The organism is Streptomyces sp. NPDC044063 (assembly GCF_056434285.1).
Window position 1 is genome coordinate 1 of the sequence record NZ_JBWKFM010000063.1, and the last position, 7,503, is coordinate 7,503.

5 protein-coding genes are annotated in these 7,503 nt (G+C 74.6%); 2 read left to right on the top strand and 3 right to left on the bottom strand.

Features of this window, described 5'->3' with window-relative positions; all coding sequences use genetic code 11:
• Positions 1-230 precede the first annotated feature (230 nt).
• The 3 genes from AC07BS_RS35040 to AC07BS_RS35050 form a co-directional block, all read right to left on the bottom strand.
• Positions 231-1,079, bottom strand: coding sequence for a DMT family transporter (locus AC07BS_RS35040; RefSeq protein WP_478935576.1), 849 nt, complete (start codon positions 1,077-1,079; stop codon positions 231-233).
• 47 nt (positions 1,080-1,126) lie between these two features.
• Complete coding sequence (locus tag AC07BS_RS35045) at positions 1,127-3,469, bottom strand: Orn/Lys/Arg family decarboxylase (protein ID WP_478935577.1); 2,343 nt, start codon at positions 3,467-3,469, stop codon at positions 1,127-1,129.
• Between the two features lie 144 nt (positions 3,470-3,613).
• Positions 3,614-5,398, bottom strand: coding sequence for a serine/threonine-protein kinase (locus tag AC07BS_RS35050; protein WP_478935578.1), 1,785 nt, complete (start codon positions 5,396-5,398; stop codon positions 3,614-3,616).
• Between the two features lie 163 nt (positions 5,399-5,561).
• Between AC07BS_RS35050 and AC07BS_RS35055 the strand changes: the two genes are divergently transcribed.
• Together AC07BS_RS35055 and AC07BS_RS35060 are read left to right on the top strand one after the other, a co-directional pair.
• Positions 5,562-6,956: a sensor histidine kinase gene (locus tag AC07BS_RS35055; RefSeq protein ID WP_478935579.1), complete on the top strand. Its 1,395-nt coding sequence runs from the start codon at positions 5,562-5,564 to the stop codon at positions 6,954-6,956.
• A gap of 5 nt (positions 6,957-6,961) precedes the next feature.
• A partial coding sequence (locus AC07BS_RS35060; RefSeq protein ID WP_478935580.1) for a response regulator occupies positions 6,962-7,503 on the top strand: 542 nt, incomplete at its 3' end.

Below are 7,503 nucleotides of genomic sequence, written 5' to 3' on the forward strand. Positions count from 1 at the left end.
GTTTCTCGGTCGACGGCGCCGTGCGACCCAGCCATTGTTAGCGGCCCGAAAACCCCCTGACAAAGGGTGTGACCTACGACCAAACCCCGTAAAACTCCCACCCCAGCGCCCCGGAATGCCCTATTCGGGACCTCCGGCCCTACGACCCACCCTCGTATGTGACGCAGGCCCCATGAGGGGCCTCACAGCGCGGGCCCGTTTTCCTCACTCCGCGCGACCGTTCGTAGCGGTCAGGGGCGCGGCGGGGCGTACTGCTCCGCGTCGCCGAAGCGCGCCAGCACCAGGGCGCCCGCGATCGACACGGCGAAGCCGGCGACGGCCACCGGGCCCAGGTCGTGGCGCGTGGTGTCGCCGAGCCACAGGACGCCGTACGCGGCGGGCCAGACCGTCTCGCCGATGACCATCGCAGCCGTGGCCGCGGTGACCGATCCCGAGCGCAGGGCCTCGATGAGGAGGAGGTATCCGCCGATGCCGGCGACGACCACCGCGTACGCCGACGGCGCGGTGAGCAGGCGCTGCACGGCGATCTCGGGCAGCAGGCGGACGGCGACGGCGACGAGGCCGAAGCTCATGCCCGCGATCGCGCCGAGCACGGCCGCCCGCCCGCGCCGCAGCCGGCGGCCCACGACGATGCCGCAGAGGACCAGGAGCAGGGTGGCGCCCAGGATGACCAGGCGCATACGGGTGTCACCCGTGCCCGTGCCCTCGTGCCCGGCCGCGACGGCGAGCAGGGCGAGGCCGCAGCACACCGCCACGACGGCGGCCCATTCCGCGCGGCGCAGCCGGATGCCCAGGACACCGGCCGCGACGACGGCGGTGACGGCGAGCGACGAGGCCAGGGCCGCCTCGACCATGAACAGCGGCACCGAGCGCAGCGCCACCAGCTCGGCTACGAAGCCCACCGTGTCCAGGGCGATACCCACCAGGAACGGCCACCGGCGCAGGGTGAGGGTGAGGATCGTCAGCGCTGTCGCCGGGGCGCCCTCGGCCACCGCCGTGCGCGCGCCCATCGCCTGCAGGACGGTGGCCGCGCCCATGCAGACGGCGGCACAGAACGCCATCACCACGCCGAACGCCATGTGCGCACCGTAACCGCCGGGCCCCGTCGCCGGGGCCCGCGCCCCGGTCAGGCGGGCGCTTCGGTCACCCGGTCGGCGCGTACGCACTCGATCATGTAGTCGCCGGTGTCGGGGTCGACGGTGACGCCGTGGGTCTCGCTGCGGAAGCCGGGGAACTCGCGGTCGAAGGCCTCCAGGGCGCCGAGGTAGCGCAGCAGCGGACCATCGGGGGCGCCGGTGGACTCGCCGGGCATGAGGACGGGGATGCCGGGCGGGGTGACGGTGACCATGGCGGCGGCGACGCGGCCGTGGGCCTCGGCGATCCGGACCCGCTCGGTGCCCTCGCGGATGAGCTGCTGGTAGCACCACCGCGGCGGGGCGACCGGCTCGGGCAGCTCCTGGAAGGCGGTGTCCAGCAGGGTGACCAGGTCGGCGCCGCGCAGGTGGTCGTGCATGGCGCGGCAGAGCTCGGCGAGCGTGGTGCCGGCGTAGCGGCGCGGGTAGCGCTCGACGAGGGCGGGCAGGACGCGGTCGAGGGGCGCGTCGGTGTCGTGGAGGGACTTGAAGTCCATGAGGGCGTCCAGGAGCGTTCCCCACTTGCCCTTGGTGATGCCCATGGAGAAGAGGACGAGGGTGGTGTAGGTGTCGGTCTTCTCCACCACGATGTTCCGGGTGGCCAGGTAGGCGGTCAGGACGCGGGCGGGTACGCCGTGCTCGGCCCAGCGGCCGGTGGCGTCGACGCCGGGGCAGGTGAGGGTCACCTTGACCGGGTCGAGCATGGCGTAGCCCTCGCCGAGGCCGGTGAAGCCGTGCCAGTCGTCGCCGGGGCGCAGTTCCCAGCACGACGGCTCGGAGCGCAGGAGCTCCGCGGGGGCGTCGGCGATGTCGTGCCGGGCGCCGCCGGCGGGGTCGGTGACGGTGGGCGGCTGCCAGACGCCGAAGAACCAGGCGGGCCGGTCGCCGGCCGCCGCGATGCGCCGGCCGGTACGGACGACGGCCTGGCGGAAGCGGACGGCCTCGGTGACCGCCTCGTCGACGAGCCAGCGGCCCTGCGGCCCGTCCATCATGCCGGCGGCCACGTCGAGGGAGGCGATGGCGGGGTAGAGGGGCGAGGTGGTGCTGTGCATCATGAAGGCTTCGTTGAAACGGTCGTGGTCGACCGGGGCCCGGGGCGAGGGCTTGATGTGCACCATCGCGCTCTGCGACAGGGCGGCGAGCAGTTTGTGGGTGGACTGGGTGGAGAAGACCGTGGGGCGCTCGGCGCCGGGGAAGGTGTCGGGGCCGACGGCCATGCCGTAGCGCCCGGCGTAGAGGGGGTGGAAGCGCGCGTAGGCGAACCACGCCTCGTCGAAGTGCAGGCGGGGGGTGCTGGGGGCGAGCTCCCGGGCCACCTGGACCGCGTCGTAGCACAGGCCGTCGTACGTGGAGTTGGTGACGACCGCGTACTGGGCGTGGGGCGAGCGCGCGGCGCGGGCCAGCGGGTGTCCGGCGAGGCGTTCGGTGACGGCCGCCGCGCCGATCCCGGCCGGGGGCAGGGGGCCGGCCAGTCCGTAGCCGTTGCGGGTGGGGACGAGGTAGACGGGGCGGGCGCCGGAGAGGATCAGGCCGTGGAGGACGGACTTGTGGCAGTTGCGGTCGATCAGAGCGATCTCGTCGGGTGCCACGCAGTAGTGCCCCACCATGCGGTCGGCGGTGGAGTTGCCGTGGAGGACGAAGTAGGTGCGGTCGGCGCCGAAGACGCGGGCGGCGTTGCGTTCGGCGTCGCCGATCGGACCCGAGTGCTCGAAGAGGGAGCCGAGTTCCTCGACGGAGATGGACAGGTCGCTGCGGAAGAGCCGTTCGCCGTAGTAGTCGAAGAAGGCGCGGCCGACCGGCGACTTGAGGAAGGCGACGCCGCCGGCGTGGGCCGGGGTGTGCCACGAGTACTCGTGGGCGTCGTCGAAGCGCCGCAGCGCGGCGAAGAACGGTGGGAGCACCGCCTCCCGGTAGGCGCGGGCCGCTCCGGCGATCCGTCCGGCGATGAAGGCCGGGGTGTCCTCCAGCGGCCAGACGTAGCCGACCACGGACTCCGACACCCACAGCGGGAGGTGGTCGAGGTCCTCGTCGGCACCGTCGGCCATGACGAGCAGGACGGGCAGGTCCTTGAAGCGCCGGCCGATCTCGCGCAGCACCGCCGCGCCGGCCGGTTCGCCCTTGTCGTCCGGGCCGGGGCCGAGGTCCCAGGCCACCACGGCGGCTGCGACGCCCGCCTCGGTGCGCAGGACGGCCCGCGCGTCCGCCTCGGTGCGGGCCCAGCGCACGTCGAGGCCGTGGTCCTCGACCGCCGCGCGGATCCTCCGCAGTTGCTCCGCCGCGGCTCCGCTCGCCAGCGGGTCCTCGCGCAGTGCGAACAGGACGGTGCCGACCGCCATGTCGCCCCCCAGTTCTTGTGATCGTCCGAATGTCGCCGCTCAGTGTTCGGCACGGCGGTGCGTGCGGCGGCGGGGACGGGACGGAATCACTCGTGGGAGGGGCGCGAGCGGGGCAAACCCGCTCGCGCGCTCACGCGGCGGCGGTCAGACGGGCGGCTTCCAGAGGGTGAGCAGGCCGGAGTAGCCCGGCGGGTCGAATGCCTGGCCCGACGGCGTCACCTCGGTGATCTTGAACATGGCGAGGTTGCCCTTGGAGGTCACCGTGCACAGCACGTCGTCCTTCTTCAGGGCCTCCTTCTCGATCAGGTCGGTGTTGTTGAGCTCCCCGGGCAGCGGGACGGTGTCGACCGCCTGCCGGCACTCCTGGGGGGTGGTGCCCTTGCTCTTGGCGGTCGCCGTCTTGAAGTGCAGCCACTGCATCATGTACGTCAGCTCGGTGTCGCGGGCAGGAAGGTTGTCCCGCGGGTCGACCTTGGGGATGTCGAAGTCGACGGTGACCAGTGCGCTCTTGGGCGGCCCGATGGTGAGGGGGCGGTCGGCGAAGAGCGTCTCGTAGTCCTTCGCGACCTCCTTCTTGCCGTCCTTCTTGTCCTTCTCGGCGTCCTTCTTGCCGTCGTCCTTCGTGCCGTCCTTCTTGCCGTCCGGCCCGGCGGCCGGGGTCGTGGACGCGCTCGCCTCGGCGTGGGCGTCGGACCCGTCGCCGTCACCGCCGCCGGACATCGCCCACGCCGTGCCGGCCGCGACGACCACGGCCACCGCCAGGCCGATGACCAGCGGGGTCCGCCGGCTCCGCGACGCCGGGGCGGGAGCGGGGGCCGGAGCCGGTGCGGGGGCCGCCGGGGGTACGGCGGGCGGCGTGGTCGCGGCCTGGGTGGGGGCGGCGTGCACGGAACCGCCGGCCGCCGGACCCTCCGCCCGGGTGGGGACATAGGTGGCGGCGTGGCCCGGCGCGTCGGCGCCCGCCGGTGCGGCGGCGGGCTCGGCCGGGTCGCCGGCGAGCAGCACCCTCATCCGGCGCTCCCGTTCGTCGATCGCCGCGGCGAGCGGGGCCGGGAGCCAGCCGTCGAAGACGCGCGGCGGGCGGCAGGAGACCCGCTCGCAGAGGTCCGCCAGCTCGCGGGGCGTGGGCCGCGCCGCCGGGTCGGCGGCGAGCGCGCCCTCCAGCAGCGGGCGCAGCTCGTCCGGGTAGGCGCACAGGTCCGGCGGGCGCTCGGCGGTGTTGGCGATCCGGGTGGCCACGGTCAGGCCGCCGCCCGAGCCGTAGGGGTGCTCGCCGGTGGCCGCGACGGCGGCGATGAGACCGAGCGAGAACACGTCGGTGGCCGGGGTGAGGTCGGCGCCGATGCCGTGTTCGGGCGACATGAACTCCGGGGTGCCGATGAACCCGCCGCTGCGGGTCAGCCGGGTCGCCTCGGCGGCGCGGGCGATCCCGAAGTCGATGACCCAGGGGCCGTCCGCGGCGAGCAGGATGTTGCCGGGCTTGAGGTCGCGGTGGACGACGCCGACGGCGTGCACCGACTCCAGCGCCCGGGCCACGCAGCCGACGAGCTGGAGCGCCGCGGGCAGCGGCAGCGGCCCGTAGGACCGCAGCGCCTCCTCCAGCGGCAGCCCCGGTACGTACGCCGTGGCGAGCCAGGGCTGTTCGGCGTCGGCGTCGTGGTCGACGACGGGCACGAGGTGGTAGCCGCGCACCTGCTGGGCCGCGCGCACCTCCTGCTGGAAGCGGCGGCGGAACTCCGCGTCGTCCGCGTACTCCCGGCGGATCACCTTGAGGGCGACCGGCTGGTTGCCGCGGGTGTGCGAGAGGTAGACGGATCCCATGCCGCCCTCGCCGATCCGGCCGAGCAGCCGGTAGCCGGAGATCTCGCGAGGATCGGCCGCCGTGAGCGGGCGCAGCGCCCCGCCGAAGTTACCCGTGATGGGTCCCACCCCCCGATGTCATGCTCATACAAGATCCGAATCTACGTCATGACGGAGGCGGCGACGCACCCGCCCTGACGTGGTGTCGCACCTCGGCACGTCCTCCATGACTTTCGGCCAATATCGCCGCACCGGTCACGTCCGTACCGTTCATGGCATGCAAGGAACATCTGTGAACAGGCGCGATCCCGGGGCGGTGCTCGCGGCCGCCGCGGTGGCCGCCACCGGACTGAGCGTCATGACGAGCCCGTGGTGGGCGCCGGCCGCCGCGGCCGCCGCGTTCGCCGCGGGGCACCGCTCGGCCCGGACCGGGAGCATGGTCGTGGCCGTGAGCGCGCTGGTCGTCGCGGCGGCGGTCGCCGTGGTGACCGTACCGGCGCTGCTGGCGCTGGGCGGCTTCTTCGTGGTGATGGTGGTCGGTGTCGCACTGCTGCCCTGGTGCGTGGGCCGCGTGCTGCGGCAGTACCAGGAGCTGGGCCGGGCGGGCTGGAGCCGGGCCGAGCAGCTGGAGCGCGAGCAGCTGCTGATCGCCGAGCAGGCCCGGCTGCGCGAACGGGCCCGGATCGCCCAGGACATGCACGACGCGCTCGGCCACGACCTGAGCCTGATCGCGCTGTCGGCGGGGGCGCTGCAGCTGGCGCCCGACCTGCCGGACCGTCATCGCGCCGCCGCGCGGGAGCTGCGGGCGCGGGCGGGCGGGGCCGTCGAGCGGCTCGGCGAGGTCATCGGCATCCTGCGCGAGGACGCCGAGGCGGCCCCGGTCGCCCCCGCGGACTTCTCCCTCGCGGCACTCGTCGAGGGCGCTGCCGCCTCGGGCCTCGATGTCACCCTGGAGGTCGAGGGCCGGCCGGACGAGGTCCCCGGTGTCGTCGAACGGGCCGCCCACCGCGTCGTCCAGGAGTCCCTGACCAACATCGCCAAGCACGCGCCCGGCGCGCGGACGACCGTACGCGTCGCCCACACGCCGGACGGGACCACCGTCACGGTCCACAACACCCTCCCGGAGGCCGTGTCCGGCAGTCCTCTGCCCGGCGGGGGCCGGGGGCTGATCGGACTGGACGAGCGGGTGCGGCTGGCCGGCGGGTCGTTCGGTCACGGCCCGCGCGACGGTGGGTTCACCGTCACCGCCCGCATGCCGCACGTCCCGCCGCCGCGGCTCCCCGCGCCGACGGCCGGTGACACGCCGGCCGCTCTGCCGCCCGAGCACCACCGGGCCCGCCGCCGCGCCGGCCGCGCCCTCGTCACCGCCGTCGTCCTGCCCCTGGCCGCCACCGCGGCGCTCTACGCCGTGCTGGTGGGCTGGGCGTCACTGACGGTGTCCCACACCGTCCTCGATCCCGCCGCCTACGCCTCTCTGCGCATCGGGCAGGACCACGCCGAGGTGGCACGGGTGCTTCCGGAGCGACAGCTGCCGTACCACCCGCGGGCCGCGGAGCCGGAGGGGCCCGGAGTCCGATGCGTGTACTACGCGGTGACCGCCGACCGGTTCGTGGACGCCTCCGGCGACGCGTACCAGCTGTGCTTCCGGCGCGGCACGCTGGTCGGCCTGGCCGTTCTGCGGGGGTGAGCGCGGTGATACGCGTACTGATCGCCGACGACGAGCCGATGATCCGCGCCGGCGTCCGGGCGGTGCTGTCGGCCGACCCCGGCATCGACGTCGTCGCCGAGGCCGGCGACGGCGACGAGGCCGTGGACCTGATCCTCCGTCACCGGCCCGACGTGGCCGTGCTGGACATCCGCATGCCGCGCGGGAACGGCCTCGACGCGGCGGCCCGCATCCGCGACGCCGCCCCGGGCACGGGCGTGGTGATGCTGACGACCTTCGGCGAGGACGACTACATCCTGCGGGCGCTGTCCGGCGGGGCCGCCGGCTTCCTGGTCAAGTCCGGCCCGCCCGAGGACCTGATCGCGGGCGTCCGCGCGGTGGCCGGCGGCGCCGCCTGGCTGTCACCGGCGGTGGCCGCCCGGGTGGTCGCCCATCTCGCGGCCACCGGGGCCGGGGGGGGGGTGGGCGGGCGTGCCCTGGCCCTGGGCAGCGTTGCCGCCCCCACCCCCCGTCGCAGCGAGGGGCTTTCCCCCCTTGGGGCGGGGTTGTCCCACGGTCCGACCGCCCA

Excerpts from the sequence above, each read along its gene's own strand:
- AC07BS_RS35040 (WP_478935576.1), bottom strand. The coding sequence starts at position 1,079 with ATGGCGTTCGGCGTGGTGATGGCGTTCTGTGCCGCCGTCTGCATGGGC.
- AC07BS_RS35045 (WP_478935577.1), bottom strand. The coding sequence starts at position 3,469 with ATGGCGGTCGGCACCGTCCTGTTCGCACTGCGCGAGGACCCGCTGGCG.